This is a genomic window from Pseudoduganella rhizocola (assembly GCF_045984285.3).
Taxonomy (GTDB): Bacteria; Pseudomonadota; Gammaproteobacteria; order Burkholderiales; family Burkholderiaceae_D; genus Rugamonas.
Genome location: NZ_JBJQIK030000004.1, coordinates 252018 through 277359 on the forward strand (window position 1 = coordinate 252018; position 25342 = coordinate 277359).

Sequence of the window (25342 nt, forward strand, 5' to 3'; positions counted from 1 at the left end):
TGATGGAGATATCTCAGCATCGCCTGGCCGATTTATTGCTGGACCTTGTCTTTCTGGTGGAGAAGGACGGCCGGATTGCATTCGTCAACAAGGCTAGTATCCAGACACTGGGATACGAGCCCGAGGAAATGATCGGGCGCAATATCCGTGACTTCGTCCACCCGGATGACCTGGCGAAGACAGGCGCCGAAATGTCTCATGTCGTGAGCAGCCGAGCCCGTTTCGGATTTGAAAACCGCTATCTGCGCAAGGATGGCAGGAGCGTTCACCTGCAATGGAGCGCGCATTGGTCGTCGGAAGAACAGTTGCGTATCGGCGTGGCGCGCGACATCAGCGAACGCAAACGCATTGAGCAGAGGCAGGCCACGCTGCTGGCCTTGTCGACCCTCGCGCAGAACGCGCATTCGCTGGACGAGCTTTTTGCTGCCTTCGATGCAGCACTGCGGCAGCTGATACCGTTCCAGGGGTTCGCGGTGCTGCTCGAACCCGGCCCGCAACTGGTCTACCACTCCGGGACGGACAGCGCGCCGGCCACGGACGACTGGTACGCAGTGCCGATGTCATCCGCCACGGCAGTGACCGGCCAGTTGCGGCTGCAGTTGACGGGCGCCGGTTCGCTGCTGATGGCCGAACGCGATGTGCTGCAGTTTGCCGCCGGCCAGGCTGCGGCGGTGATCCAGCGCTTCGCATTGCAGTCCGAACTGCTGCACTCGGCGCGCCACGACGAACTGACCGGGCTGCCCAACCGGCGCCTGTTCCAGGACCGCATGCAAACCGCCATCGCGCGCTGCAACCGCAACGCGGTGGGCGGCGCCATACTTTTCATCGACCTGGACCGCTTCAAGGACATTAACGATCATTTTGGCCATGGCACCGGCGACAAGGTGCTGCAGGCGGTTGCGGCGCGCATCGCCGGCAATGTGCGGGGAATGGACACGGTCGCGCGGCTGGGCGGGGACGAGTTTGTCGTGCTGCTGGAGGGCGTAGCGGCCAGGGATCAGGCGCAGGCGACCGCCGACAAGATCACCCATGCCATCGAAGCTCCCCTGGCGCTGGACGGCGTAAGCCTGGATATCTCCGCCAGTATCGGCATTGCCCTGTATCCGAATGACGGCGCTTCGATCGACCAGCTGATGCGCTGCGCCGACCAGGCCATGTATCTCAGCAAGGCCCAACGCAGGGCGCAGCTTCCTTAAAGATCGAGCTCCCAGGTTTCGTTGACCATGTCCTTGCCGAAGGCATGCACCGGTTCTTCCGCCACCAGCACATAGCCCTTGCTGCGGTAGATGTGGCGGGCTTCCCGCTGCTGGTCGGTGGTCCAGAGGCGCATCTTGCGGTAGCCGGCCGCGCGGGCGAAGCGGTGGCATTCCTCCACCAGGCGCGATCCGAGGCCATAGCCGCGCGCCTCTTCCTCCACCAGCAGCAGGCGCAGTTTCGCAACCCCTTGCTCACCGCTGCGCGCCACGGCGATCGAGCCTACCGGCTTCCCGCCCATCTCGGCGATCCAGCAGCGCTCCAGCGCGGGGTCGAAGTGACGTTCGAAATCGGTGCAGATCTCGCCCACCAGCGTTTCGAAGCTGCTGTCCCAGCCCTGCAGCTTCGTATACAGCTCGCCGTGACGGCGCGTGATCCATTCCATATCGCCAGCGCGGTGCGTGCGGAGCACGAAAGGCTGGGCGTATTTCAGCCCCGCTTCCTGGTCGAGCAGCTCGCGAATGGTCTGCATCGCATCCAGCAGGCGCTGCTGGCTGGCGTCGTCGAAACGCGACAGCATGTCGCCTACCTCTTCGCGCGAGGCGCGGTCAAAGGGCTCGTACACCGCCCGTCCCTGCTCGGTCATATGAAGCAGCTTGGCGCGGCCATCGGTGGCGGAAGGCACTTTGCTCACCAGCCCCGCGTTCTCGAATTTGGCGATGATGCGGCTCAGGTAGCCGCGGTCCAGCCCCAGATCGCGGCAAAGTGCGGTCTGCGGCTGGTCGCCGTGGTGCGCCAGTTCATACAGCACGCGCATCTCGGTCAGCGTGAACTGGCTATGCAACAGGCCTTCGCGCAGCACGCCGATATGGCGCGTAAAAAAGCGGTTGAAGGAACGTACCGCCGCAATGCGGTCACTGAAAGCTGGAACAGGCATGGTAACTCCACCATCGTGATGCCGCGATTGTGGAGCAGAATGTTGACTGAGTCAACATTTATACAAGGCTGTCAATAACGCCGCCGCCGATCAGATAGGGCAATGACATGTGCGGATTCAGAACACGGCCCAACGCCCGGAGGGGTCGCGGTTCAAGCGCTGACGGTAAGCGGTTTCGTGGACCACGAAGCTACAGACGTACAGCCTGCTGCCAGGACGACAATCCAAGGCTTCGATATCGTGGTGCCGCACCGATTTCAATAGCAATGGATCTGGATTCGATGCCGCTGGCGCTGCCAGGAGGGCGGCGTGGATATCGGCTGGCTGGGGCTCCTCCGGCGCATCGCAAGCTAGGGCAAGTACGGCAATGGGGACAAGCAGGCGTGCTGGTAAGGGCATAGGCTTCTTCATTTTCTACAAAGCGGTTCCAAGTGAGCACCGAAATCAATCACCACGGAACTCGCTTGATTGAACAAGGCATAGCGATAGACTTTCTACGGTGCTACCAAATGCGCAGCCGGTTCTCCGGATCAAGATAAAGCCGGTCTCCCGGCCTCACATCAAAGGCCTCGTACCACGCGTCGAGATTGCGCACGGCGGCGACGCGGTAGCGTTCTGGTGCATGATTGTCTTTGGTAAGCTGCGTGCGCAATGCCTCCTCCGTAGACTTGATGCGCCAGCTTCGGGCGTAGCCGATGAAGAACTGGCGGTCTTGCTGCCGTACATAGTCCACCTCGCGGCCCATGTCTTTCAGGCTGGCGCGATAGGCGTCGAAGGCGGCGGCGAGGCCGCCCAGGTCGGCGACGTTCTCGACCGTCGTTTTTTTGCCATCGACCGCTACCTCCGGGTATGGACGATAACTGGAGAACTGTCGTTCCAGTGCCTCGCTGGCCGTCGCATAGCCCGACATATCTTCCGGCGTCCACCAGCGGCGCAAGCGGCCGTCGGAGTCATACTCGGCGCCAAGGGTATCGACAAAGTGGCTCACTTCATGGCCAACAATGGCGCCGATCGCACCGTATGTCATAGCGTCGGACATTTGCGCGTCAAATTTCGGCGCCTGCAGCAGGGCCGCAGTGAAGTTGTAGGCGTTCTGCTGGAACATCAACAGCCCGCCTGCCTGCTGGGGCGCCGCAACCCATTGCTTGCTGTCGATCGGCTTGCCGAGCCGGTCCAGTGTCTGCCTGTAGTGGCGGTCGGCGAGATGCTGAAGGTTAGCGACCGGGTTCGTCGGGCTGATCACAAGTGCTTCGTGATCCTGCCATTTCTCCGGGTATGCCATGCCAAAATAAAGAACTTTTAACTTCGCCAGCGCAACCGTCTTACTGGCGGGTGAAAGCCACGGGGCGGCTTCAACCCGCCGGCCGAACGCGGCGACAACGTTGTCAACAATGGTATTCAGGCGTGCCTTTTGGGCCGCTGGGAAATAGCGCTCAACGTAAAGGCGGCCGATATACTCGCGCATCACGGATTGGGTTACTGCATTGGCGCGTTGCACCGCTTGCACAGGCATCTCGCCAGCCGCTGCGCCGCGCAGTGCGGGCGCAAGCGCCGCAAAGGACGCCGGCAGCACCTCGGCGTATGCGCAGATGGCACGCACACGCAGGTAGTCTTGCCAAACCTGGACCGGCTGCGTATCAACCAGCACGGCCAGGCCGGTCAGCGCGCTGGGCTGCCATGCGACGAAGCTGGCTTGCCTTGCTAAACCGGCGGCCTTGAAGAAACCCGGCCAGTCCATACCGGGTGCCTGACGGGCGAAATCGGCACGCGTCCACAAGTTATTGGCGTTGCGCTCGTTATCCGAGACCTCATCTGCCGCATGGCTTTGTGCCAGCGCCGTCTCCAGCGCTATGACCGCATCGGCACGCGCCGCGGCCGATGCCGCATGCGCCGGATCCAGCTGCGCCAGCACTGCGCTGACGGCTTTCCGATAGCGGGCCCGCAATGCCTGCATGCCGGCATCAGCGCTGAGATAATGTTCGCGTCCCGGCAGGCTGAGCCCCCCCTGCACCAGGATGGCTGTGTAGTTTTTCTCGCCGCGGATGCTCGATTCGGCCGCCAGTCCAAGTACGTGGGCCGAGTTGTATTGGCCACGATTGACCGGATCGGCATCGGCACGGAGTGTCTGGCCCAGCAAAGCTGTCAGCGCCGCCTTATCGCGTACCCGCGCTATGTGATTGAGCAGGGGCTTGAGCGGGCGCAGGCCCTGAGCCGCAATGGCACGGTCGTTGAGATAGGCGGCGCGGAAATCGGCAACCTTGCGCGCGACTGTGCCTTGCGGATTTGTCCAAACCTCATCGAGCAAGGCCTGCATTTGTTGGCTCACACGCTCATTGATCTCGTCGCGGGCGCTCCAGCTCTTTTTCCCTGGTGGGACAGGCGTCGCCTGCAACCAGCTACCATTGGCGTACCCGAAAAAGTCATCTCCAGGACGAACCTGCGCGTCCACGCCAGCTTCCAGCCCGGTTGAGCTTTGCCCCATGTCTTCGGCGGCTGCCGTGCCAAGGATCCCGCCGAGCGCCAAGGCCAGCAGTGATGGGCCAATGAATGCGCGTGAAGTGTATTCCAGCATGGTGAGGGTCTCGATAAAACTGATGTAGCGATGGTATTGATTGCATGCCCGGCTGTCGTCGCGCAAGGCGACAGGTTTGGATCATATTCGGACATGGGCGCTCAATCCGTTTGCAAGCCATTGCTGCATTGGTGTATGGTCATGCATCAACGCAGTGTCCGGAAATGATTGATCCCAAGCCCGCCATCGACGTCTTGTTCGTGATTTCCTCGCACTCGCTATTGCTCGACATTGCGGGGCCGGCAGAGGCGTTTCGCCTGGCGAATTTGCATCGGTTGGAAATTGGGCAGGAGCCACGCTTTACGCTGCGATTTGCCGGACCCGAACCCACCGTCCAGTCTTCGGTCGGCTTGGCTTTGGCGGCACTGGAGCCGCTGCCGGATGTCCTGACGCGACCGACCTGGGTAGTGCCAGTTGGCCAGCCGAGCGCGCGCATCGAGCACATTACACCGGCCATCACCGCGACCACGCGATGGCTCAACCGGACCCTGTACGCCACGCTCAACGCAGCCGACACGCCCCACCGGCTGCTGACCATCTGCTCAGGCGCCTTGCTGGCGGCGCGTGCCGGATTGCTCACTAACCGTCGCTGCACGACCCACCACGATATGCAGGATGCCCTATGTGAGCTGGTCCCTCGGGCTCAGGTATTGCGGAACCGCGTATTCGTTATCGACGGGCCGGTCGCTACAAGTGCCGGCATTACTGCGGGCATCGACCTGGCGCTGCACGTGATTGCCCTCGAATGCGGTGAGGCGCTGGCTTCCAGCGTTGCAGACGACATGGTGGTTTACTTGCGGCGTTCAATGCGCGATCCAGGGCAGTCGCCGTTCCGCGTGCATCGCAACCACCTGCATGCGGCCGTGCATCGTGTGCAGGACGCGATCCATAGCGAGCCCGGACGCGAGTGGACGATGGCTTCACTGGCACTGGTTGCTCATGTCACAGAACGGCACTTGTTGCGTCTTTTCCTCGATCATGCCGGGGTCTCCCCCCTGCGCTACCTGCAGTCGATCCGGCTCGAGCGGGCGCGCCAGTCGATTGAGCACGGCGCCAGCGTTACATCTGCAGCGGAGGCGGCGGGCTTTAGCTCTGCCCTACAACTGCGCCGCGCCTGGACGCGGCAATGGGGCGGTTCGCCGCGCGACGCCGCCCGTGCAGCAGCGCGCGAAAACTCAGAAACGCTATAGCTCCATCGGCCTCACTCAAGAAGAACCTCGACACCCTGGGCGTCGCCCACTCACTGAACGCATCTCGGCATAGGATGGCTCGGTAGTTTCCGGCCTTTGATATAGAGATAGATCGTCGGAGATGATTCAGTCAAAAATATTTTTAAAAATAGCTTGCAATTAAATCGCGCGCTATGTATATTGTGCACATGGACGCGGCAAACAGCGATCCAGGCAGTAAAAACATAGCACACTACTTAATAGCTAACTACTCACACAAAAGGAAACCATCATGTCGATCAAACAAGTTCTGTACCGCGCCAATGCAACTTCCACCGGTGGCCGTGAAGGCCGTTCCGTCAGCAGCGACGGCGTGCTGGACGTGAAGCTGACCACCCCGAAAGAACTGGGCGGCAATGGCGCCGTGGGCACCAACCCCGAGCAGCTGTTCGCTGCGGGCTACTCGGCCTGCTTCATCGGCGCCCTGAAATTCGTTGGCGGCCGCGACAAGATCGCCGTGCCGGCTGATACCTCGATCAACGCCACCGTCGGCATCGGCGCCATCGAAACCGGCTTCGGCATCGAAGTGGAACTGAAAATCTCGCTGCCAGGCCTGGACCGTGAAACCGCCGAGAAGCTGGTGGCCGCCGCCCACATCGTCTGCCCTTACTCGAATGCGACCCGCGGCAATATCGACGTAACCCTGACCATCGTTTAAGCAATACCGAATGCCGGTGCGGCGGATTGGCCGCCGCCCGGACTCGCTTCCCAATCAATGAAGGAGAACATCATGCAAGCATCCAAACTGTTCATCGCCGCCGCTGCCCTCGCCCTGTCCGCCAGCGCATTCGCCCAGGCCGCGCCGAATTCCGGCGAAGGCTACCAGGCCGACCTGAGCTTCCAGTCCAGCCGCAGCCGCGATGATGTGAAGGCAGAGCTGGCAGCCGCGCGCCGCAACGGCCAAGTCTTCAGCGGCGACAACTACCCCGCTGCGCCAATCGCTTCCGGCCCGGCCAAAACCCGCGCCCAGGTGCAGGCTGAATTCGTGCAGGCCAAGGCGCTGGGCCAGCTGCGCCACGAGGACTGAGCTGCCTTACAATGAGCGCTTCGACCATACACGGGGCACTTATGATTGACTGGCAGTTCCTGGATTTTGAAAGCATTCCACGCGCGGACCTGTATGAAGTGCTGCGGCAGCGGCAGCAGGTCTTCGTGCTGGAACAGAAATGCCTGTACCCCGATATCGATGGCTATGACCTCGCTGCGCACCACCTGATGGGATGGCGCACGGTTGATGGCCAGCGCCGGCTGATCGCCTACCTGCGGGTGATTGCGCCTGGCGTGAAATACACCGAAATGTCGCTGGGCCGCGTGCTCAGCACGGCCGCCGCGCGCGGCACCGGCGCGGGCCGCCAGCTGATTGCCGAAGGCATCCGCCGCGCTGAAGCGCTGCATCCCGGCCACGGTTTCCGCATCGGCGCGCAGCAATATCTCGAGCAGTTCTACGCCGGCTTCGGCTTCCGCACCGTTACCGCTCCCTACGACGAAGACGGCATCATGCACGTCGACATGGTGCGCTGAGCGGCCAATAAAAAAGGCGGCCCAGGGCCGCCTTCTTGTGAGCGCTACGCGCTTAGCGCTTCAGGGAAATCAGTTCCACTTCGAACAGCAGTGGCGAGTTGGCGGGGATCTTGTCCCTTGCCGTGGCACCGTAGGCCAGATTCGCCGGAATGATCAGCGTACGCTTGCCGCCTGCCTTCATGCCCAGAAGGCCCTGGTCCCAGCCGGCGATCACACTACCGCGGCCGATGGTGAAGGAGAAGGCCGCCTTGCCGACGCTGCTGTCGAACTCAGTGCCCTTGTTGCCGGTCTTGGTGCTGTCATAGAGCCAGCCGGTGTAGTGCACGGTGAGCAGGTCGCCGTTGGTGGCTTCCAGGCCGGTGCCGACCACCGTGTCGGTCTTGGTGAATGCAGGTTGCGCAGGGCCGGTATCCACTGGCTTGTCGTCGCCGCCGCCGCCGCAGGCGGTCAGGGTCAGGGCGCAGGCCAGGGCGGCGATAATTTGGAACATCGATTTCATGTGATCTCTTGCCTCAATTGATTGAATGGTCCCGGCGCCTGGCGCCGAACAGACAGGGAGTTTATCAGACTGCCACTCCCTGCTGCCAGCAAACATACTTCGTTACAAAGTTTTTCAGATTTCCACTTGCGTTCCGAGCTCGATCACCCGGTTGGTGGGGATCTGGTAGTAGTCGGCCGCGCCGCGCGCATTGCGCGACATGGCCACGAACAGGTGCTCGCGCCATGGCGCCATGCCGGAACCCGGCGCCGACACCACTGTCTGGCGCGCGATGAAGAAGGACGTTTCCATCATCTCGAACTGCAGGCCGCAATCGGCGCACAGTTCCAGCACACGCGGAATATCCGGTTCGTCCTTGAAGCCGTAGTGCACGTTCAGCTGGTAGCAGTTGTGGCCCAGCTCCGTTATGCGCACCTGTTCTTCCGGCGCAACATAGGGTTCTTCCACGATATGCACGGTGAAGAACACCACCCGCTCGTGCAGGATCTTGTTATGCGAGAGGTTGTGCAGCAGCGCATGCGGCACGCCGTCGCTTTCGCCGCGCAGGAAGATGGCGGTTCCCGGCACCCGCACCGGCGGCGCCATGAACAGGGAGTCCAGGAAGTCTTCCAGCGGAATGGCGTGTTTTTCCAGGTTCTGGAACACCAGCTCGCGGCCGGTGCGCCAGGTCAGCATAACGGTAAACAGCGCGGTGCCCAGCGCCAGCGGCATCCAGCCGCCATGGAACAGCTTCAGCGTGCTGGCCGAGAACAGCATGATGTCGATGGCGATGAAGAAGCCGGTCGCGGCGAAGCAGACCACCAGCGGCAGGTGCCAGCGGTAGCGGATCACGAAGAAGGTGAGGATGGTGGTGGCCAGCATGGTGGCCGTCACGGCGATGCCATAGGCCCCCGCCAGCGAATCGGAGGAGCCGAAGCCCACGACGGCAATCAGCACCACGATCAGCTGCAGCCAGTTCACGGCCGGAATATAGATCTGGCCGATCTGGCTTTCCGAGGTGTGCAGCACGCGCATGCGCGGCAGCAGGCCCAGCGCAATGGCCTGCTTGGTCATGGAGAAGGTGCCGGAAATGGTGGCCTGCGAGGCAATCACCGCCGCCATGGTGGACAGCACCACCAGCGGATACACGCTCCAGCTGCCCAGCTGGTGGAAGAAGGGGTTCTCGATCACTTCGGGACGCATGATCAGCAGCGCCCCCTGGCCGAAATAGTTCAGCGCCAGCGCGGGGAAGCAGATCATGAACCAGGCGAAGCGAATGGGCTTCTTGCCGAAGTGCCCCATGTCCGCATACAGCGCCTCCGCGCCGGTGAAGGCCAGCACCACGGCGCCCAGCGCCACGAAGGCCACAAAACCGTTGTCCAGCATGAAAGTGAAGGCGTGGATCGGGTTCAGCGCCGCCAGGATGGCCGGTTCCTTGACGATGTTGATCACGCCCATGACGGCCAGCGCAGCAAACCAGGTGAGCATGATGGGGCCGAAGAAGCGGCCGATGCCCGCCGTGCCATGGCGCTGCACGGCATACAGCGTTACCAGCACCACAATCGTGAGCGGCACCACATAGGCTTCCAGCTGCGGCGCGGCTACTTCCAGGCCTTCGATGGCGCCCAGCACGGAGATCGCCGGCGTGACCACGCTGTCGCCATAGAACATGGTGGCGCCGAACACGCCGAGCAGCAGCAGGGGGAAGTGCCAGCCGGAGCGGCGGCTGACCGAATTCAGGGCGAGCGCCATCAAGGCCATGATGCCGCCCTCGCCGCGGTTGTCCGCGCGCAGCACCAGGCTCACATATTTGAGCGAGACGATCATCGTCAAGCCCCAGAAGATCAGGGACACCACGCCAAGCAGGTTGGCCTGGTTCAGCGGCAGGCCGTGGTCGGCGTCGAAGATGGTTTTGAGGGTATAGAGGGGGCTGGTGCCGATATCGCCATAGACGATGCCAACGGCCGCCAGCGTCAGGGCGGCGATACTGCTTTTCTTATGTTCCGACGTCAAGATGACACCCAAAGTGGTTTTGGTGCGTTGCACAATAGTTCAAGTATTTGCAAATTGCAAGCGGATTGTACTCCTGCAGACTGTGGTATTTTTCGTCTTTAGCCCGAAAGAAACACCATGCAAATCAGTCAAGCAACGCCCGCCGATGTGCCCCGCCTGTTCGAGGTGTGGGAAGCATCGGTGCGCGCCACCCACCACTTTCTCGGCGAGGCCGGCATCCAGCAGTTGATTCCCCTCGTGCGCCAGATTCTGGGCGAATTCACCCCACTGTACTGCCTGCGGGATGAACAAGGCGCTGTCTACGCCTTCATGGGCGTGGCCCAGGGCAATATCGAAATGCTGTTCGTCGATCCGGCGCGGCGCGGCGGCGGTGCAGGCCGCACGCTGGTGGAGTTCGCGCTGGGCGAACTGGGCGCATACAAAGTGGACGTGAATGAGCAGAACGGCCAGGCCGTCGGCTTCTACGCGCGCATGGGCTTTGTACAGGTGGGCCGCTCGGAGCGCGATCCCTTCGGCAATCCCTACCCCCTGCTGCATCTCGAACTGGGAACGCAATGAATACCGGCGTGCTGTTCGCAGCCCTCTCCTTCTTCTGCTGGGGCCTGTTCCCGCTGTACTTCCACGCCATCGGCGAAGTGCCGCCGATGGAGATCCTGGCGCACCGCATGCTGTGGTCCCTGCTGTTCCTCGCCATCGTGCTGGCGGTGCGGCGGCAGTGGAAATGGCTGCCGGAAGTGCTGGCCAGGCCGAAAGTGGTTGGCGCCTTCATTGCCAGCGCCCTGCTCCTCAGCACCAACTGGCTGATTTATATCTGGTCTGTCAACAACGGCCACGTGCTCGATGCGAGCCTGGGCTATTTCATCAACCCGCTCGTAAACGTGCTGCTTGGCCTGCTGGTCCTGAAGGAAAAGCTGCGCCGCGGCCAGTGGCTGGCGGTGGGCATTGCCGCGGCCGGCGTGGCCTGGCTTACCTGGCAAGCCGGCCAGCTGCCGTGGATCGCGCTGCTGCTGGCGGCCAGCTTCGGCGCCTACGGACTGCTGCGCAAGACGGCAGCCCTCGCGGCACTGGAAGGCCTGTCCTTCGAAACCATGCTGCTGTTCCCGATCGCTGCGGGCTATGTGGGCTGGCTCACCATGAACGGCGCCAATACCTTCATCAACACGCCGAGCGACAGCACGCGCCTGCTGCTGATGGCGGCGGGGCCGATCACGGCAATTCCGCTGCTGCTGTTCGCGGCGGGCGCGCGGCGCATTCCGCTGTCGGTGCTGGGCATGCTGCAGTATCTGTCGCCAACCATGCAGATGCTGTTGGGACTGTGGGTCTTCCATGAAGCGTTTTCGGCAGCCCGCCTGATCGGCTTCATCGTGATCTGGAGCGCGCTGGCCATCTATGTGATCGAAGGCCTGTGGATATCGCGCGCTAGCGGCGCGGCAGCGTCTTCCAGTAAGTAAGCAGCGCGCGCAGCGCCTCCGGCTTGTTCAGCGGCGGCAGGCGCTGGGCCTGGTCGCGCGTGTTCACGCCATGGCAGGATGCGCAGGTGCGCATTTCGCCCGGCTGGAAAGTGACCCAGTTGCGCTCGCGCACCACGGCATTGCCTTGCGCGTCCGTGGTCTGCCAGGTCAGCGCGCGGCCGGCGGGCACGAAGGCCGCCGTGGAGCCATCCTTCGCAATGCGCACGCTGCCTGCCGGGCCTTGATTGTTGGCCGGATTGGGCTGCGGCGCCATGGGCTGCGCGATCACGCGGCGGCCCGGGCGGTCCGGATAGGCGCGCAGCTGCTCGCCCTGGAAAATCTGGAAGTGGCTGATCTCGTACACCTTCGCATCCGGCGCCGCCCGTGCGCGCGTTTCCACACCGCCCGGCACACGCAGGTTGAAGGGCTGCTGCAGTTCCGCGCGGTCACGGCTGGTCTGGTCGCGCGTGACTATCAGCGCCAGCTCGCGCTGTACCAGCCAGCGCCGCAGTTCCGCTTCGCTTACGCCCTCTTCCGCCAGCACGGCGCGCTCCGGCGCTTCCAGCATGGCGCCGGCCATGGCCGGCCGCGCGCGCGGGCGCAATTCCACCGCCTCGATCTCCCACAGTTCTTCGCCGGACGCGCTGCGCAGGCCGGGCGTGAGCGCGGGCCCGGCGCGATACAGGCCGCTGGACTGGTCCGGTTCCAGCCAGCGCAGGCGCAGGCCGTCGAGCGTGCCGCCAGGTTCCGGTGCCCGCACGCTCTTCGTGTGGCTGGCAACCAGCCGTCCATCGGACAGAGGCAAGGGATTGCGGTAGCGCCCTCCGCGCAGCGCATCGCCGGGATGCGATTCGGTCAGCTGCGCCACCGTCATGCGTTCCGGATTCATGCCGGCCGGGCCGGTCAGGCGCACGACCTGGTTGGTGGTGAAGGAATTCTGCTCGCGCGCCGCGATGGCAAGATAGCTGCCCGGCGCGTGCGGATCCTCGCGCAGGTGAAACAGGCCGCCTTCGCGCCGCACCAGCACGCGGTTGGCATGCAGCGTATCCAGCGTTTGCGCGGACAGTGCAGGATCGTCGCGGAAGCTCGGAATCATGGCGCCGAAGGACAGCTCATGCTGGCCCACGTGGTTCAGCGTTTCCTCGTTGCTGCCATCCTGGTTCATGGCCCAGGCGGTGAAGAAGTTGGTGGTGAAGGCGCTCACCTCGCCGTATTTGCCACGGCTGCCTGAACGCGACTCCGGAAACAGCTCCTGCCGCGTGGCGAGTTTGCGCGCGTCCGCTGCTTCGCTGCCGTAGTTGAAGGAATTGAAGGGCAGCGCTACACCATTGCGTTCCGCATCGCGGTCGCGTTCCGCCAGCTGGTCCTGCTGCAGGTGGTCCCAGCGCGTGAAGATGATGCGGCCATAGCTGTCCAGCGTGGGATTGAAGGCGCCGCTGACGGCGTGGTTCAGCAGGCGCAGCGCGCCGCTCGCGGGATCGAGCCGCCAGATGCCGGTATTGGTCGGCGTGGCTTCATATTCGTCCAGCTGTGGATAAAGATGCGCTTCGCCCGTGCGCGGACGGTCCGAAGTAAACAGGATGCGCTCGTCGCTCGCGTACAGGGGAGACAGGTTGTTGAAGTTTTCCGGCTGCCTTGCCACCCTGGCGACGCGCGCGGTTTCGCCCTTGCCCAGCCCCGTCACTTCATACAGCTGCCAGAAGCCGCCATCGGGGCCGGCCAGCATGCTGAAAATGGCTTTGCGGCCGTCCCAGTGCACTGCCGGTTCGCGCACCGCCACCGGCTCCGTGATGCCCGCCTCCAGCGTGAGGTTGCGCAGGCTGCCATCAGGATAGCGCAGCATCAGGGCGCCGCCGCGCGGCGCCTTGGCGGCGCCGGTCAGGTGATTCGCAAAGGTGGACAGGCGCGCCGCAAAATCGGTGTGCAACGGCGCCTGCGTGACGAACAGGATCGGGTACGGCGTGGCAACGGAGGACGCGATGCGCACCGGCGGCGCCTGGCCGGGCACCAGCGGACCGGTGCGTTCGCAGGCGGCCAGCAGGGCGATCAGGCCAAAACTGGCGATGCGCACGGACAGGTTCATCAAAAATGGACGATTCACTGGAAGATTCGGAGCCAAGTGTAGCGCAGTACAATCGGTTACTTGAAATTTTCTGCGGTTCAAGGCACGCTTCCCGAATCAGAAAACGACAGGAGACATCTTCATGCAGGATTCAGATTTCAGCGCCGGACGGCGTGCCGCGCTGGCCGGCATTTCCGCCGTGGGCCTGGGCGCCGTGATGGTGGCCTGCGGAGGCGGCAGCGGTGGCAGCGTGCCGACGCCGCCACCGCCACCGCCGCCGCCGCCCCCTCCTCCTCCGCCGTCACCGCCTCCCACGGGGCCTGGTCCTGTGGTGAATGGTCCGGCATGGCGCTCATTCGGGCGCGATGCGCAGCACTCCGCCGTCTCCGCTATCGCCACCCAGCCCCTGAGCAAAATCGTATGGCAAACGCCCGTGGACATGGCGCCGCAGTATTCCCCGCAAGGCTACCTGCTGGTGCACTATGGCTCGCCCGTCATCACCGGCAAGAATACGGTGGTGGTGCCGGTCAAGCGCTCCGCCAATGCCGCCTACAAAATCGAGGGCCGCAGCGGCAACAACGGCTTCCTGCTCTGGAGCATCGACAGCGACTACGTGATGCCGGCCCATAACTGGATGCCGAGCTATAACGTCACGCTCACCGCCGCCAACCGCATGGTAGCGCCCGGCGCAGGCGGCAAGATCATGTACCGCGACGACGCTGATGCCACTGACGCGGCCACCCAGACCGCCGTCTTCTACAGCGCCGCCACCTACGCCGCCAACAAGGCCGCGCTGGACGCGCAGATCATCATCAACACGCCGATCACCGCCGACGGCGCAGGCACGCTGTATTTCGGCTTCGAAGCAGCCGCCGGCAATCCCGCAGGCCTCAGCAGCGGCATCGCGCGCATGACGGCGACCAATGCGGGCAGCTGGAAGAGCATCGCGCAGCTGAGCAACGACCTTTCCCTGCAGAAGCTGGCAACCAACAGCGCCCCGGCGCTGTCCGCCGATGAAAAAACGCTGTACATCGTCGTCAAAGGCACCGGCAACTCCACCGCCGGCGCCATCCTGGCGCTGGACGCGGCCACGCTGAACCTGAAGAGCAAGGCCGCCCTGACCGATCCGCAGACCGGCGCTCCGGCCCGCGTTACCGACGACAGCACCGCCTCTCCCGCCATCGGGCCGGACGGCGACGTATACATCGGCGTACTGGAAACTGTCGCCGGCGCGCATAACCAGCGCGGCTGGCTGCTGCATTTCGACGCCACGCTTGCCACCATCAAAACGCCCGGCTCCTTCGGCTGGGACGATACGGCCTCCTTCGTGGCGAAAGACCTGGTGCCGAGCTACAAGGGCACTTCGGCCTACCTGGTCATGACGAAGTACAACAACTACGCGCGCGCAGGCAGCGGCGATTCCAAGAACCGCGTTGCGGTGCTGGACCCGAACGACACGCAGACCGACCCAATTTCCGGCAAGACCGTGATGCGTGAAGTGCTCACCATTCTCGGCACCACGCCGGACCCAAACTTCCCCGGCGGTGTGGTGGAGTGGTGCATCAACACTGCGGCGGTGGATCCTTTCACCAAGTCCGTGCTGGTAAACAGCGAGGACGGCTATCTGTACCGCTGGGACCTCAGCAACAACACCCTGAGCGAGAAAATCCGCCTGACCAGCGGCCTCGGCGAGTCCTATACGCCGACCGCCATCGGCGCGGACGGCAAGGTGTACGCCATCAACAACGCCATCATGTTTGCTTTAGGCCGCTAGGCAGGGGATACGCGCGCCGCCCCTGGCCTGCTTTTGCTGTAATTGGCGCTCTTTAACCTTTGCAGAGATCAATCATGCGCACAATTCTTGTTTTGATGGCAGGCCTGGCCGCTGCGCCGGCCTTTGCCGCCGACCTCAAAGTCCCGCTGACGATGGTGGATGCGTCCGGCACCGGCGCCGCCGTCGGCGACGTGAGCATCAGCGAGACGCCCTACGGCCTGCTGTTCACGCCCAACCTGAGCGGCCTGCCGGCCGGCGTGCACGGTTTCCATGTGCATGTGAATCCGTCCTGCGCGCCCGGCCAGCAGGACGGCAAGGCGGTGCCGGCCCTCGCTGCGGGAGGTCACTGGGATCCGGACAACAGCAAGCAGCACGCCGGTCCATACGGCAACGGCCACAAAGGCGACCTGCCGGCGCTGTTCGTCGGTGCAGACGGCAAGGCCAGCTATCCGGTGCTGGCGCCGCGCCTGAAAACGCTGGCCGAGGTACGCGGCCACGCGCTGATGTTCCACGCGGGCGGCGACAACCATGCCGACCACCCGGCCCCGCTGGGCGGCGGCGGCGCACGCATGGCTTGCGGGGTCATCGGGAGCTAGGCGCGCATTTACACATGGCCTGCGCGGCCGGTTTGGCGTAGACTTGTTGACCTTTGTTCTATTTCTGAGAATTTTCGATGGCAAATTACGTCTATACCATGAACCGCGTGGGCAAAATCGTGCCGCCCAAGCGCCAGATCCTCAAGGATATTTCGCTGTCCTTCTTCCCCGGCGCCAAGATCGGCGTGCTGGGCCTGAACGGCTCCGGCAAATCCACGCTGCTGAAGATCATGGCTGGTATCGATACGGACATCCAGGGCGAAGCGCGCCCGATGCCGGGCCTGAACATCGGCTACCTTCCGCAGGAACCGCAGCTGGACCCGGAAAAGACCGTGCGCCAGGAAGTGGAATCCGGCCTGGGTGAAGCCTTCGAAGCGCAAGCCAAGCTGGAAGCCGTGTATGCCGCCTATGCCGACGAAAACGCGGACTTCGACGCGCTGGCCAAGGAACAGGAGCGCCTGGAAGCCATCATCTCCGCCGCCGACGGCGGCAACCTGAACCTGCAGCTGGAGATGGCGGCCGACGCGCTGCGCCTGCCGCCGTGGGACCAGAAAATCAGCGTGCTGTCCGGCGGTGAAAAGCGCCGCGTGGCGCTGTGCAAGCTGCTGCTGTCCAAGCCGGACATGCTGCTGCTGGACGAGCCGACCAACCACCTGGATGCGGAATCGGTGGAATGGCTGGAGCAGTTCCTGGTGCGCTTCCCCGGCACCGTGGTGGGCATTACCCACGACCGCTACTTCCTCGACAACGCCGCCGAATGGATCCTGGAACTGGACCGCGGCCACGGCATCCCATGGAAGGGCAACTACAGCTCCTGGCTGGAACAGAAGGAAGCCCGCCTGAAGCAGGAAGAAGCCACCGAATCGGCACGCCAGAAAGCGCTGGCCAAGGAACTGGAATGGGCACGGCAGAATCCGAAGGCGCGCCAGGCCAAATCCAAGGCCCGCCTGGCCCGCTTCAATGAGCTGAGCGAATACGAATACCAGAAGCGTAATGAAACGCAGGAGATCTTCATTCCCGTGGCGGAACGTCTGGGCAATGAAGTCATCGAGTTCAAGAACGTGTCGAAGGCTTTCGGCGACCGCCTGCTGATCGACAATGTGAGCTTCACCATTCCGCCGGGCGCCATCGTCGGCATCATCGGCCCGAACGGCGCCGGTAAATCGACGCTGTTCAAGATGATTGCCGGTATCGAGCAGCCGGACAGCGGCGAAGTCGTCATCGGCAAGACGGCCAAGGTGTCGCTGGTGGACCAGAGCCGCGATGCGCTGGCCGACAGCAAGACCGTGTTCGAGGACGTTTCCGGCGGCGCCGACCTGCTGAGCGTGGGCCGCTTCGAAATGCCGTCGCGGGCCTACCTGGGCCGCTTCAACTTCAAGGGCGCGGACCAGCAGAAGATCGTGGGCAACCTGTCCGGCGGTGAGCGCGGCCGCCTGCATCTGGCGAAAACCCTGCTCAAGGGCGGCAACGTGCTGCTGCTGGACGAACCGTCCAACGACCTGGACGTGGAAACCCTGCGTGCGCTGGAAGATGCGCTGCTGGAATTCGCCGGCTCCGTGATGGTGATCTCCCACGACCGCTGGTTCCTGGACCGTATCGCCACCCACATCCTGGCCTTCGAAGGCAATTCGCAAGTGACCTTCTTCGACGGTAACTACCAGGAATACGAAGCGGACAAGAAGAAGCGCCTGGGTGAAGAAGGCGCCAAGCCGAAGCGTATCCGCTACAAGCCGCTTACCGCCTGAGCATCATGCGCCTGCTCGCCGCCTCCCTGCTGTTTGCCGCATCTGCCCAGGCAGGCGCGGCGTCCATCGAGCAACTGGGCTGGCTGGCCGGCTGCTGGGCGTCCGAGGGCGGCGAAGCCGGCTCGGGCGAGCAGTGGATGGCGCCGGCCGGCGGCAGCATGCTCGGCACCGCCCGCACCATCAAGGGCGGCAAAACGGTGGCGTGGGAGTTCGTGCGCATCGCTGCGCTGGAGGATGGGCGGCTGGCCTATATCGCGAAACCGCATAACCAGGCGGAGGCGGCGTTTCCGCTGTTAACGCTGAAGGATGGGGAAGCGGTGTTCGAAGCGCCTGAGCACGATTTTCCGCAAAGGATCATCTACCGCCGCGACGGCGACAGGCTGCAGGCCCGCATCGAAGGCATGTCGAAAGGGAAGCCGAAGGGCTTCGATTTCCCCTTGCGCCGCACCGACTGCGCAAGGGGAGGCTGAAACAGGGAGGCGGGTACAAGGACATTGGCATTCCCGCAGGGACTGCCGCAGTCGCACCCGGCCTCGAACGGCAGCGGGCCCGCAGGCCCGCCATGATCTTAGAACTTGTAGTTCGCGCCCAGGGTCACGGCACCCTTGCGGCGGCCTACGTCGATATCGTTCTTGCCGTAGTGCTCGTATTCGAGCGTTGCCGACACTTTTTCATTGAACGCATATTCCGCACCGATCGAGGCGTACAGGCTGTTGCGGCTGCTGTCGCCGTTATAGCCGGCGGCCAGGCCGGTGGCGGTCACGTCGTTCTTGTTGTGCGCGACGCCCAGCTTGCCGAACACGGAGAACTGCTGGTTGACGGGATAGCTGGCTTTACCGGCCAGATAGAAGGATTTGGCGTCACTTTCCACGCGGCCGGTGGCGGAGCCGACGGTGTAGCCGTAGTTGGACTTGCCGAAGTCGGTGTAGCCCGCTTCAACGGCCCAGTTCGGATTGATCTGGACGCCGCCGTAGATCTTGCCGCCCCACTCGGTGTTCTTGCGGTCGCCGCTGCTGGTGTCGTTCGACAGGTTGTAGCGGTGTTCGCTGGCGACGGCGCCAACGCCGATGTAAGGCTTGTAGTCATCGGCTGCGTGGGCAACGCCGGCAGCGCCAAGAGCGGTAACGGAAGTCAGCAGGGCAAGGATAGTGTTTTTCATCTTCTTGATCTTTCAGCAAAAGTTAAACGGACTTGCTTTTCAGATCGCTGTTCATTTATGAAGGAACGGCGATTGAGACCAAGATAGCATCGGGATAGCCTTACAAAAGGGCTGCTTTCGTAATAATTGTGAGAAGATGTAATCACTATTGAAGAACTTGCGGATGCGCCCAATATCGCGGCGCACCGCCGCTTTTTACTCGTCAGCAAGCTCCAGCTCGCTGATTTTGCCGTCTGGGCTGTAAGCCACGGTCCAGCGCACGCTCTGCGTCTCGCCATGGACGGCACGGTAAACCCGCTTCCCTTCCGTTTCTGACAGCAGCACCAGACGGCCGAGCGGCGGCATGGCGCCCAGCTGGTAGGGATACCATTCGTTCAACTCCTTCGCCATGGCCGGATTGCTGAATTGCGCGCTGTCCGCCTTGCCGCTTGCCAGCGCCAGCAGCAGGGTCTTGAGCGCCGCGGTGCGCGCTGGCTGGCTGTCAGCGATGCCGCTGTCTTTCAGGAAAGCGGGTGCGGGCAGGTAGAAATTGGCCACGCCATGGGCCAGCACCGGCGACATGCGGCGCTGGTTGGTGAGCACCGCGATGCCCAGTTTTTTGGCGGGATACCAGACCACATCGGCCAGCGCCGGGCCGCCGCTATGGCCCACCTGGCGCTCCCCACGGTAAGTACTCACTGTCCAGCCAAGCGCGAAGCTGGCTGGCTTGCCACTGTTCAGCTGGTAAGGCGCCCACATCTTTTCCTGCAGCGGCTGAGGCAGCAGGGTGTTGCTGGAAATGCCCAGCAGGAAGGCGCCCATATCCTGCGCGCTGGAGAACATGCCGCCGGCCGAGATGGTGTACCAGGGGTAAAGGAAGCGGTAGGACTGCTGCTCGCCCTGGACCAGCTGATAGGTCTGGACCCGGCCCGGCACGATACCGCTGCTCACCACTATGCGGTCCTTGCCGATCGATACCTTGTCGAAACGGGTGGCGGTCATGCCCAGCGGCCGGGTGATGCGCTCGGCGATCAGCTCGGGCAGGGTCTTTCCGGTGACTTTCTCCATGATATAGGTGAGGACCGAAAAGTCGTCGGAGCCGTAAGCCGCCACTTCGCCGGGTGCCTTGGCGAGAGGCTTGGCGAGCGCCGCCTTCACGGCTGCGGCGGCATCGGGCAGGTCCGCATCCGGAGGACCGGGCGGCATGCCGGACGCGTGCGCGGCCAGCTGCCGCACGGTGATGGCGCGCCAGCTCTCCGGTGCTTCGGGCACGTAGCGCGACACCGGCGCATCGAGGTCGACCTTGCCCTCCCCCGCCAGCTGCATCAGCAGGGTGGAAGAAAACAGCTTGGTGGACGAGGCGATCTGGAAGGCCGACTGCACGCTCACCGGCACATTGTTTTCCAGGTCGGCCATGCCGTAGGCGGCAAGTTTCACCAGCTTGCCGTCCTTCACCACGGCTACGGCTGCGCCGGGAATATGGTTGCGCGCCATTTCGCGCTGCAGGAAGTCGTCGATTTCATCGGCCCGGGCGGCGCTTGCCAACAGGAGGCAGGCCAGAATTGCAGCGCGCATGGAGTATCTCCAAAGTAAAGTAGAAAATTTATTCTACTTTGAAATTGGCGCGGAGTAAATGTGCCGGAACGTGAGGTTGACGCGCAGGCCGCGCGGCTTCGTTTCCTTGTTGATGCCGTGACGCCAGTTCGCCTGCAGGGCGCCGGCCATCAGCAGCAGGCTGCCGTCGGTAAGGTCCAGCTTCACGGTGCGCGGCAGGCGCTTGTGCTTGAGGATAAAGGTGCGCGCCTCGCCGAAAGTTACCGAAGCAATAGCGGGTTCCGGCCCCAGCTCCGGTTCGTCGTCGCTGTGGAAGCCCATGCTGTCGCGCTCGTTGCGGTAGCAGTTCAGCAGCACGCTGTTGAAGCGGTGGCCGGTAGCGCGCTCCGCCGCCTCCTTGATCTGCAGCTGCAGCGCTGTGAACGGCAAGGGCGCGAAGGTCTTGCCGGAATAGGTATAGCTGGCCTCGCCATACCAGGCGCTGAGGCGGGGCTGCAGGTGCTGCTTGCCCCAGACCGTGATCATCTCTTCGCGCCAGGCCGTTTCATCGAGCAGGCGCTGCAGCACTTCGGCGGTCGGCAGGGCGAGCGGAAGCTGGGGCATGAAGGCCAGTTCGCCATCCTCGACGGGTATTGGCGTGAGTTCGCCGGCGGAAGAAAAGAGGTCCATAGACCGGTATGATAGCGAACCATGGACAAACGACACTTCCTCGGTGCGCTCGCTGCGGCGGGCGCCCTGCCCGCGCTGCACGCGGCCCCTTCCGCCAGGCGCGGCCCTGCCCTGCTCACTGTTACTGGCGCCATTGCGAAAGCAAACCGCGGCCCCTTCAATCCGGTGGCGGACCAGATGATGCACAAGCAGAAGCTGGGTTTCGATAAAGCCTGGGTGTTCGACTTCGCGGCGATTTCGGCCCTGCCCGCCGTGACGATCCGGCCGACGCTGGAATACGACGGCAAGGTGCATACGCTGAGCGGCCCGCTGCTGGCGGACGTGCTGAAGGCGGCCGGCGCGCAAACGGGCGCCGCCAGCAAGATCGTGCTGCGCGCGGTGGACGGCTACGCCGCCGTAGTGCCGCTGGCGCAGGCGCGCGCGCAGCGCTTCATCGTCGCCACGCATCTGGATGGCGAGGCGATGGCGCTGGGGGGACTGGGACCGCTATGGGCGGTCTACGACGCAGACCGCATTCCGGAGATGGCGGCAAAGCCCGTGGCGGAGCGTTTCGGCTCCTGTCCCTGGGCCCTGTACCACATCGAAGTTCAGGCTTAGGCGTAAGCCTCGGCCAGCGACATCACGCGCGGCGTGACGGCGATGCCGACCTTGCTGAAGATCTCGTTGATCTGGGCCATATTGACCTCGGCTTCTTCCGGCTTCCAGCCCTTGAACAGGTCGGTGCCATCTTTCTGGAAGTGGATATCGAGGACTTTGCCGCGGTCCTTGTGGGTATAGCCGGAGCTATGCGTCTTGACGAAACCGGCATTGGCGAGAGCTTCGAGGACAGAGGCTGGTGGATTGTCCGGATCGGTGGCCATATACACACCGTAAGTCTTGCCAGGCGGCTTGGCGGCAATATCAACTTCGTAAATGCCCGGCGCCTTGGTGACGGATGTGGACTTCAGAAATAACATAACAATCCCCTGATCGGCGTTCTCCATCACGCCGAGATGAACAAATTTCGTGATACGAAAGCGAGAGACCTAGCTTATTGCTTCCAGCCAAATTTGTCGATCAATACCCACCCGTTTTTGCTGGCTCACAACGCTAGCTGTTTAAAATATTTATTTAGGAGTCCTTGACATTACCCGGAATGCCCCTATACTTCGCGGCATGGACATCAAACCTGAAACTCCCTGGGATAAGACGCCGGACGTATCGGCCAGGATTATCACCGCCATCGGCCGCATCGCCAGCGTGATGCGCTCGGGGATGTGGGAGTTTGCGACCAGCGAGCACCTGAATCCGGCGCAGGCGGAAATCCTGCAGCTGCTGCAGAACCGGACGCGCGGCGTGCGCCTGTCCTGGCTGGCGAAGCAGCTGTCGATTTCGGCCGCCAGCGCCAGCGACTCGGTGGCATCACTGGTGTCCAAAGGCCTGCTGCGCAAGGCGCGTGCAGAGGACGACGGCCGCGCCACCGCACTGCTGCTGACGGATGAAGGGCGCGCCATGGCGGCACGCATCGGCGGCGCCTTGAGTTTTGCGGACGAAGCTGCATCGGCCCTGCCGCTGGCCAGCCAGGTGCAAATGCTGACCGGGCTGCTCAAGCTGATTGCGGAACTGCAGAAGTCCGAACGGTTCCCGGAGCTGCGCGCCTGCCTGTCGTGCAAGCACTTCGAGCCGAACAAGTATCCGGGTGCGGAAGCGCCCCACCACTGCGGGCTGGTGAATGCGCCGCTGCCGATCTCCTTCCTGCGCATCGACTGTGCGGAACACGACCCGGCGGACGAAATGGCGCAGGCCCGCAACTGGAAAGTTTTTGCTTGACCTTTGTTTTGTGTTTTTTTTTTGCTGCATTATTTAGGACTCCTACTTTAACGTTGAAAGGAAATACCATGTCCCGCGTACCTCTCCTCACTGCCGACACCACCACCGGCGAGCGCCAGCAACTGCTGGGCCAGATCAACCAGGCCTTCGGCGTTACGCCGAACATGTTCAAGGCCGTCGCCAATTCGGGCGCCGCGCTGAAATCCATGTGGGGCTCCTTCGGCGCCCTGGGCGGCGGCGTGATTCCGGCCAAGCTGGGTGAACAGATTGCCGTGGCGATTGCCGACCGCAATGACTGCGAATACTGCCTGGCCGCGCACACTGCGCTGGGCCGCAAGGCCGGCGCCACTGCGGAAGAAATGAGTGCGGCCCAGGGCGGCCAGTCGGCCGACCCGAAAACTGCGGCAGCGCTGAAGTTCGCCGTGGCCGTGGTCAACAACCGCGCCCGGATTGCCGATAGCGATGTGGACGCGCTGCGCGCCGCAGGCTTCAGCGACGAAGAGGTGGTGGAAATCCTGGCGCACATAGCCCTGAACCTGTTCACCAACTACGTGAACGTGGCCTTCAAGGTGCCGGTCGACTTCCCTGGCGTGAAACTGCGCGCAAAATGAACGCCGCCATGCAGGCGCCGGAACTCCAGGTTTCGGCATGGCTCAGCACCATTGAGCCCCTGAGCCTTGCCGCCTTGCGCGGCAAGGTCGTAGCGGTCTACGCCTTCCAGATGCTGTGTCCCGGCTGTGTATCGCACGGGATACCGCAGGCGAAGCAGATCCGCGAGACTTTCAGCGCAGACGACGTGGCGGTGCTCGGCCTGCACACGGTATTCGAGCACCACGACGTGATGAACAAGGCGGCGCTGGAAGCCTTCCTGCACGAATACCGCGTGCAGTTCCCGGTGGCGATAGACCAGCCATCGAGAACGGGCCCTATCCCGCTGACGATGCAGGCCTACCAGCTACGCGGCACGCCCAGCCTGCTGCTGATCGACCGCGAAGGGCGGCTGCGCCAGAGCCACTTCGGCCGCGCCGGTGACATGGCCGTGGGCGCCGAAATCGGCCACCTCATCGCCGAGCCCGCCCCCAGCAGCGCCGCCTGCACCGACGACGCCTGCGCCATCCGCTAAACCCTGACACCATGGGGTCAGGCCCCCTGTGTCATGTGACAGCTTGGTGCCTGACCCCATGGTGTCAGGGTTTAGCTGTGGGGTTTGCGGGCGGCGAGGGATTGGGTGGGGGGGATGAGGGCGGCGTAGAGGGCGCCGGTGGCGCTGTCCCAGGCGCTGACGGCGGCTTGCTGGCGCTCGACGGTGGCAAGGTCGCCACGCGCGATGGGGCCGCTCAGGGCTGGCGCCGCACCAAGGCGGAAGACGTTGCGCATCGATTCTTCGGCCAGCGGCAGCGCCAGTTCGCGCGCAATTTCCTCGGGAATCCCGGCCGCCTGGTAGGCGCGCAAGGCGGCGTCCAGTATTGTTACCAGGTAGTTGCTCGCGAAGACGGCCGCGGCGTGATAGATCGTTTTCGCGGCGGCGTCGATCTTTACCGTGCGCGCGCCGATCGCGGCGAAGGCCGGTTCGAGCACCGCCAGCGCATGCTCGTCGCCTTCCGCGCCGCACCAGGTGCCGGTGAAGCCGGCAACGACGGCGTCCACGTCTGCAAAACTGCGGATCGGATGGATGCTCGCCACCGCAGCACCTGCCGCGCGGGCAGCCCGCAGGCGCTCTGAAGCCAGCGCGCCGCTGCAATGGAAAACAACGGCGCCAGCCAGCGCTACCGACGCCGCGAGCGATGCGCAGGCTTCCTCGATTTGATCGTCCGACACGGCAAGCAGGAATACGTCGGCCGGCTGCAACTGCGGGTAGCCGCTGGCGCGGCCCGCGCCGATCCAGGCCACGCCTGCGGCGGCCGATGACCCGGAGCGCGCCACGATATCGCGCAACTCGAAAACCTGCGCCTCGTGGAACAGCCGGCCCAGCACACGCCCCACATGGCCCGCACCGATAATTGAAATGGATGGCATCAGAAGCGCGAGCCGGGCTGCTTGAGGAATTCGGTTTCCTCAGGCGTCGACTGGCGGCCCAGTATCTCATTGCGATGCGGGAAGCGGCCGAAGCGGCGTATCACTTCGTAGTGCTTCTTCGCATAGTCCAGCATCGAGTCGAAGCCGGTGGCCGAGGCGTTCAGCATGTCGAACAGGTCCACCGCGCGCTGCTGCCAGGACAGGCTCTCCGCATGCTCGAACGGCATGTAGGAAAACGCCCGCTGCACCGGCGGCAAGGTCTGGTTGGCGCCGGAATCGTCCAGCATTCTGGCGGCTTCCAGCGCCAGCACGTCGCCGGCGAACGCTTTCGGCGTGTCGCGGTAGACGTTGCGCGTGAACTGGTCGAGCACGATGATGCGCGCCAGCGTGCCTTGCGTGCCTTCGTCGTCCCAGCGGCGCAGGCCGTTGCTCAGCGCTTCCTCGATCACGCCGGAAAACTGGCGGAAGATTTCGCGGTCGAACGCATCGTCCTTGCGGAACCATTCCGCGCGCTGCGCATTGTGGCCCTTCGCGCCAATCGGCAGGAACCAGAAATCCAGCACGTCCTGTGATGTAACGAGCAC

At 63.4% G+C, this 25342-nt stretch carries 26 protein-coding genes; 15 read left to right on the forward strand and 11 right to left on the reverse strand.

Annotated features, from left to right (window positions below):
* Positions 1-2: 2 nt before the first annotated feature.
* Complete coding sequence (locus ACJRPG_RS11440) at positions 3-1196, forward strand: diguanylate cyclase domain-containing protein (RefSeq protein ID WP_408000207.1); 1194 nt, start codon at positions 3-5, stop codon at positions 1194-1196.
* On the opposite strand, the gene ACJRPG_RS11445 is transcribed toward ACJRPG_RS11440, so the two are convergent.
* Both ACJRPG_RS11445 and ACJRPG_RS11450 read right to left on the reverse strand, forming a co-directional pair.
* A complete protein-coding gene (locus ACJRPG_RS11445; RefSeq protein WP_408000208.1) occupies positions 1193-2131 on the reverse strand; it encodes a bifunctional helix-turn-helix transcriptional regulator/GNAT family N-acetyltransferase in 939 nt (312 codons plus the stop codon). The genes ACJRPG_RS11440 and ACJRPG_RS11445 overlap by 4 nt on opposite strands.
* 502 nt (positions 2132-2633) lie before the next feature.
* Entirely contained in the window at positions 2634-4769 is a 2136-nt protein-coding gene (locus tag ACJRPG_RS11450) for a M13-type metalloendopeptidase (protein WP_408000209.1), read from the reverse strand.
* Positions 4770-4867: 98 nt separating this feature from the next.
* Between ACJRPG_RS11450 and ACJRPG_RS11455 the strand changes: the two genes are divergently transcribed.
* The 4 genes from ACJRPG_RS11455 (at position 4868) to ACJRPG_RS11470 (ending at position 7453) form a co-directional block, all read left to right on the forward strand.
* Positions 4868-5893 (forward strand): GlxA family transcriptional regulator, encoded by a 1026-nt coding sequence (locus ACJRPG_RS11455; protein ID WP_408000210.1) that lies wholly within the window; start codon positions 4868-4870, stop codon positions 5891-5893.
* A 271-nt stretch (positions 5894-6164) separates the two neighbouring features.
* Entirely contained in the window at positions 6165-6590 is a 426-nt protein-coding gene (locus ACJRPG_RS11460) for an organic hydroperoxide resistance protein (RefSeq protein ID WP_408000211.1), read from the forward strand.
* A gap of 72 nt (positions 6591-6662) precedes the next feature.
* The gene (locus ACJRPG_RS11465) at positions 6663-6959 is read left to right on the forward strand and encodes a DUF4148 domain-containing protein (protein ID WP_408000212.1); all 297 of its coding nucleotides are present in this window, start codon (positions 6663-6665) and stop codon (positions 6957-6959) included.
* A gap of 41 nt (positions 6960-7000) precedes the next feature.
* Positions 7001-7453: a GNAT family N-acetyltransferase gene (locus ACJRPG_RS11470; RefSeq protein WP_408000213.1), complete on the forward strand. Its 453-nt coding sequence runs from the start codon at positions 7001-7003 to the stop codon at positions 7451-7453.
* Positions 7454-7505: 52 nt separating this feature from the next.
* On the opposite strand, the gene ACJRPG_RS11475 is transcribed toward ACJRPG_RS11470, so the two are convergent.
* On the reverse strand, positions 7506-7952 hold the full coding sequence (locus ACJRPG_RS11475) for an FKBP-type peptidyl-prolyl cis-trans isomerase (protein ID WP_408000214.1): 447 nt from the start codon (positions 7950-7952) through the stop codon (positions 7506-7508).
* A 114-nt stretch (positions 7953-8066) separates the two neighbouring features.
* Positions 8067-9944, reverse strand: a complete 1878-nt coding sequence (locus tag ACJRPG_RS11480; protein ID WP_408000215.1) for a potassium transporter Kup — start codon at positions 9942-9944, stop codon at positions 8067-8069.
* 117 nt (positions 9945-10061) lie between these two features.
* Between ACJRPG_RS11480 and ACJRPG_RS11485 the strand changes: the two genes are divergently transcribed.
* The gene (locus ACJRPG_RS11485; RefSeq protein ID WP_408000216.1) at positions 10062-10502 is read left to right on the forward strand and encodes a GNAT family N-acetyltransferase; all 441 of its coding nucleotides are present in this window, start codon (positions 10062-10064) and stop codon (positions 10500-10502) included.
* Positions 10499-11395: an EamA family transporter RarD gene (rarD, locus tag ACJRPG_RS11490; protein ID WP_408000217.1), complete on the forward strand. Its 897-nt coding sequence runs from the start codon at positions 10499-10501 to the stop codon at positions 11393-11395. The genes ACJRPG_RS11485 and rarD overlap by 4 nt, the downstream gene beginning before the upstream one ends.
* On the opposite strand, the gene ACJRPG_RS11495 is transcribed toward rarD, so the two are convergent.
* Complete coding sequence (locus ACJRPG_RS11495; protein WP_408000218.1) at positions 11364-13496, reverse strand: HzsA-related protein; 2133 nt, start codon at positions 13494-13496, stop codon at positions 11364-11366. The genes rarD and ACJRPG_RS11495 overlap by 32 nt on opposite strands.
* A gap of 103 nt (positions 13497-13599) precedes the next feature.
* On the opposite strand from ACJRPG_RS11495, the gene ACJRPG_RS11500 reads away from it, so the two are divergent.
* From ACJRPG_RS11500 to ACJRPG_RS11515, 4 genes are all read left to right on the forward strand, one after another.
* A complete protein-coding gene (locus tag ACJRPG_RS11500; RefSeq protein ID WP_408000219.1) occupies positions 13600-15231 on the forward strand; it encodes a hypothetical protein in 1632 nt (543 codons plus the stop codon).
* 74 nt (positions 15232-15305) lie between these two features.
* Positions 15306-15827, forward strand: coding sequence for a superoxide dismutase [Cu-Zn] SodC (gene sodC / locus ACJRPG_RS11505; protein ID WP_408000220.1), 522 nt, complete (start codon positions 15306-15308; stop codon positions 15825-15827).
* 77 nt (positions 15828-15904) lie between these two features.
* Positions 15905-17572, forward strand: coding sequence for an energy-dependent translational throttle protein EttA (gene ettA / locus ACJRPG_RS11510; protein WP_408000221.1), 1668 nt, complete (start codon positions 15905-15907; stop codon positions 17570-17572).
* Positions 17573-17577: 5 nt separating this feature from the next.
* Positions 17578-18042 carry a DUF6265 family protein gene (locus ACJRPG_RS11515; RefSeq protein WP_408000222.1) on the forward strand — a complete coding sequence of 155 codons (465 nt, stop codon included), beginning with the start codon at positions 17578-17580 and terminating at the stop codon, positions 18040-18042.
* Positions 18043-18140: 98 nt separating this feature from the next.
* Here the strand turns inward: ACJRPG_RS11515 and ACJRPG_RS11520 are convergent, their stop codons facing one another.
* The 3 genes from ACJRPG_RS11520 to ACJRPG_RS11530 all read right to left on the reverse strand — a co-directional run bounded on the left by ACJRPG_RS11520 (position 18141) and on the right by ACJRPG_RS11530 (position 20933).
* Positions 18141-18731, reverse strand: a complete 591-nt coding sequence (locus ACJRPG_RS11520) for an outer membrane beta-barrel protein (RefSeq protein ID WP_408000223.1) — start codon at positions 18729-18731, stop codon at positions 18141-18143.
* A 195-nt stretch (positions 18732-18926) separates the two neighbouring features.
* Positions 18927-20285, reverse strand: a complete 1359-nt coding sequence (locus ACJRPG_RS11525) for a serine hydrolase domain-containing protein (RefSeq protein WP_408000224.1) — start codon at positions 20283-20285, stop codon at positions 18927-18929.
* Positions 20286-20318: 33 nt separating this feature from the next.
* Positions 20319-20933, reverse strand: a complete 615-nt coding sequence (locus ACJRPG_RS11530; RefSeq protein WP_408000225.1) for an alpha-ketoglutarate-dependent dioxygenase AlkB family protein — start codon at positions 20931-20933, stop codon at positions 20319-20321.
* A gap of 21 nt (positions 20934-20954) precedes the next feature.
* Here ACJRPG_RS11530 and ACJRPG_RS11535 point away from each other — a divergent pair, with 21 nt between their 5' ends.
* Positions 20955-21530 carry a putative pterin-binding protein gene (locus tag ACJRPG_RS11535; RefSeq protein ID WP_408000226.1) on the forward strand — a complete coding sequence of 192 codons (576 nt, stop codon included), beginning with the start codon at positions 20955-20957 and terminating at the stop codon, positions 21528-21530.
* On the opposite strand, the gene ACJRPG_RS11540 is transcribed toward ACJRPG_RS11535, so the two are convergent.
* The gene (locus ACJRPG_RS11540) at positions 21527-21889 is read right to left on the reverse strand and encodes a hypothetical protein (protein ID WP_408000227.1); all 363 of its coding nucleotides are present in this window, start codon (positions 21887-21889) and stop codon (positions 21527-21529) included. The two genes, ACJRPG_RS11535 and ACJRPG_RS11540, sit on opposite strands and share 4 nt — an antisense overlap.
* 199 nt (positions 21890-22088) lie before the next feature.
* Here ACJRPG_RS11540 and ACJRPG_RS11545 point away from each other — a divergent pair, with 199 nt between their 5' ends.
* The 3 genes from ACJRPG_RS11545 to ACJRPG_RS11555 all read left to right on the forward strand — a co-directional run bounded on the left by ACJRPG_RS11545 (position 22089) and on the right by ACJRPG_RS11555 (position 23865).
* Positions 22089-22742, forward strand: coding sequence for a MarR family winged helix-turn-helix transcriptional regulator (locus ACJRPG_RS11545; protein WP_408000228.1), 654 nt, complete (start codon positions 22089-22091; stop codon positions 22740-22742).
* Between the two features lie 68 nt (positions 22743-22810).
* Positions 22811-23353 carry a carboxymuconolactone decarboxylase family protein gene (locus tag ACJRPG_RS11550; protein WP_408000229.1) on the forward strand — a complete coding sequence of 181 codons (543 nt, stop codon included), beginning with the start codon at positions 22811-22813 and terminating at the stop codon, positions 23351-23353.
* Positions 23350-23865 carry a redoxin domain-containing protein gene (locus ACJRPG_RS11555; RefSeq protein WP_408000230.1) on the forward strand — a complete coding sequence of 172 codons (516 nt, stop codon included), beginning with the start codon at positions 23350-23352 and terminating at the stop codon, positions 23863-23865. Before ACJRPG_RS11550 ends, ACJRPG_RS11555 begins: the two co-directional genes overlap by 4 nt.
* Positions 23866-23936: 71 nt before the next feature.
* On the opposite strand, the gene ACJRPG_RS11560 is transcribed toward ACJRPG_RS11555, so the two are convergent.
* Positions 23937-24758, reverse strand: coding sequence for a Rossmann-like and DUF2520 domain-containing protein (locus ACJRPG_RS11560; protein ID WP_408000231.1), 822 nt, complete (start codon positions 24756-24758; stop codon positions 23937-23939).
* Positions 24758-25342, reverse strand: coding sequence for a DUF924 family protein (locus ACJRPG_RS11565; protein WP_408000232.1), 585 nt, complete (start codon positions 25340-25342; stop codon positions 24758-24760). The genes ACJRPG_RS11560 and ACJRPG_RS11565 overlap by 1 nt, the downstream gene beginning before the upstream one ends.